General features: G+C 31.9%; 2 protein-coding genes. One reads left to right on the plus strand and one right to left on the minus strand.

The annotated features are described in order from the left end of the window. Positions 1–169: 169 nt before the first annotated feature. Positions 170–1,705, plus strand: a complete 1,536-nt coding sequence (locus I1A59_RS09865) for an ABC transporter ATP-binding protein (protein WP_348769643.1) — start codon at positions 170–172, stop codon at positions 1,703–1,705. Positions 1,706–2,097: 392 nt separating this feature from the next. Here I1A59_RS09865 and I1A59_RS09260 read toward each other — a convergent pair. Continuing rightward, positions 2,098–2,506: transposase (locus tag I1A59_RS09260; RefSeq protein WP_196091203.1), on the minus strand; the 409-nt coding region annotated here is incomplete at its 5' end.

The raw sequence follows: 2,506 nt of genomic DNA on the forward strand, positions 1-2,506 counted from the left end.
ATAAAGGGGAAATCCTCTTTTGTCTAGTCGAATGTTTCACCCAATGGGTGAAAAGCAGAACCTTCCAGAAACCCTGTGATCAATACGGTTTCTGGAAGGTTTTTAAGTTAGGTATGAATAATTTGGGATAGATAATTCTCAAGCGAATTTTTCTCCAATATTAACTATAATTGTGTTGTTTTTTTTTAATCTAATTTTCAGTATAGTGTCTTCTTATTTGCTATTGAGATATGCAGAGAATCAGGTGCTTAAGTTACGTAAGAATGTTATAACAGATTTGCTAAAAAAAGATCAGTCCTTTTATGACAACAATTTAAGTGGGGAAGTATCAGGACATATTGTTAATGACACTGAAGTGATAAGATTATTCCTGAGTCAGTTTTTTCCTGATTTTGTGAGTTCAATATTTTTGTTCATTATTTCTTTAATATTTCTATTTAGATTAGATTTTCAGTTATCTGTTGTAATGTTAATGTGTCTTTTAATGATGTTTATAGTGTTAATTCCAATATCGAATTTTGGAGGAAAATTTGCAATAAGGAAACAGGAAAGTTTAAGTCAATTATCAGGCTTTTTAACAGAAATTTTTCAAAGAGTTAAATTAATTAAAGTGTATCAAGGCCAACAATATGTTAAGTCAAGTTTAGAAAAAAGACTTGCGAAACTAGTAAAAAATTCTTTTGCTTACTCTTTGATTGATTTGACCATAAAACCGGTAATATTAATTTTCGTTTTCATAGTAATCTGCATTAGCTTTGGATATGGAGGATATAGAGTTGCACAGTCAACACTAACAGCTGGGACATTGATATCGTTCTTGATTTATTTATTTCAGCTATTATCTCCATTGAGTAGTATTGCACAGTTTGGTAATCAATTAAAAAAAATTAACGCCAGTCTTTCTGTCATTAATCAATATGCTATTAATACTAGTATAGATAGGACGAGGGAGCAAGCTATGCCTGCTCCGATTGAAAGCATAGAACTAAAAGGTGTAACTTTTGATAGAGATGGGAAAAATGTATTAAATAATTTAGATATGCTTTTTAGGAAAAGAGAGGTAACAGCCATTGTAGGTCCCTCGGGTTCTGGTAAAACAACAGTTGTTGAACTGATTTCTAAATTATATACCACATTTTCTGGGAGAATATTGTTTAATGGTATTGATATAAGAGAAATAAGTACAGATAGTTTGTATGGTTGTTTAACATATGTTTTTCAAGGAACTGATATTTTTTCTGGTACTATTTACGAAAACCTAGTTTTTGGTTTAGATTATAAACCAAGTATTGGGAAAGTAAATGAAATTTTAGAAGCAACAGCTCTTAATTTAGAATTTAAAAATTTCCCCAATGGATTAGAAACGCTTATAGGTGAGAACGGAATAGGTCTGTCTGGTGGTCAGAAACAACGACTTCAAATTGCGAGAGCTTTATTGCGGAATGCAGATATTTATATATTTGATGAGGTGACTGCTCATTTAGACTCTGTTTCTGAATCAAAAGTTATTGAAACAATAAGGACATATTTGAAGAATAAGGTTATTATTTATATTACACATAGGATTTCGACTATACAAACGGTTGATAAACTATATTTTCTTGAAAATGGTGAATTAACTGGAAGTGGTACTCATGGAGAATTAATGCAAAATAATCTGAGTTATAGACGTTTCTTATCGAAAGAAAAAGATAATCATTTATGAATCGTTTCCATTGTTTGTTATTCTACTATTGCCCAAGTAAGTTCAATCAGATAACAAATAAAAATAGGTACGAAAAATGGCGATTTTTGTGAGCTTCAAACAACTCCAAAGTACTGTAATAAAGTTAAAGTAAAAAAATTATAAAAGGTCTTGCTGTGAAAGTTATAGTACAATTAACCCGAATTATTCATACCCTGAATATCTTTGCGTAACTATCAAAAAAATCATCAGAAACAAGCAATAAACAATTGCAGTTCTGATGATTTTTATGAACGATCAAGCTTTTCTATAAATAAAGATGGGTCTGCTACCTTAGCACCCTAAAAAAGGGTAGACTCCGCCCTTGGTGCGACTCTCGATTTTTAAAAATGTATTCTATTTGATTCGGTATCCTAATTTCCTAACAAAGGAGGACTGGTATCCCTTACTGCATAGAGAACGGGGAGTGAGAAATCTAGTCTGGAAATTCGCTCAAAGAGAGCCTGAAACTCATCCTTCAGAGAATAGAGATTAGACAGTTTTAGAATTTGTTTTCTAGCACTTTTGACGCATTTTCCAGCTATATTCACAAACAGTTTCCGAAAACGTTTCATCGTCAAATTCTTCACAGACCCACTAGCTAGATGCTTCATAAATAAGGAAAGATTATAGGCCAAGCAAGAAATCATCATACGAACTTCATTCTTGATTAGAGTTGAACTATCTGTCTTATCCCCAAAAAATCCAGACTTCATCTCTTTTATGAAATTTTCAGACTGTCCTCGTTTTCGGTAAAGTTGAAAACATTCTTCGCTAGCACCA

The organism is Streptococcus sp. NLN76, assembly GCF_015686645.1.
Lineage (GTDB): Bacteria > Bacillota > Bacilli > Lactobacillales > Streptococcaceae > Streptococcus.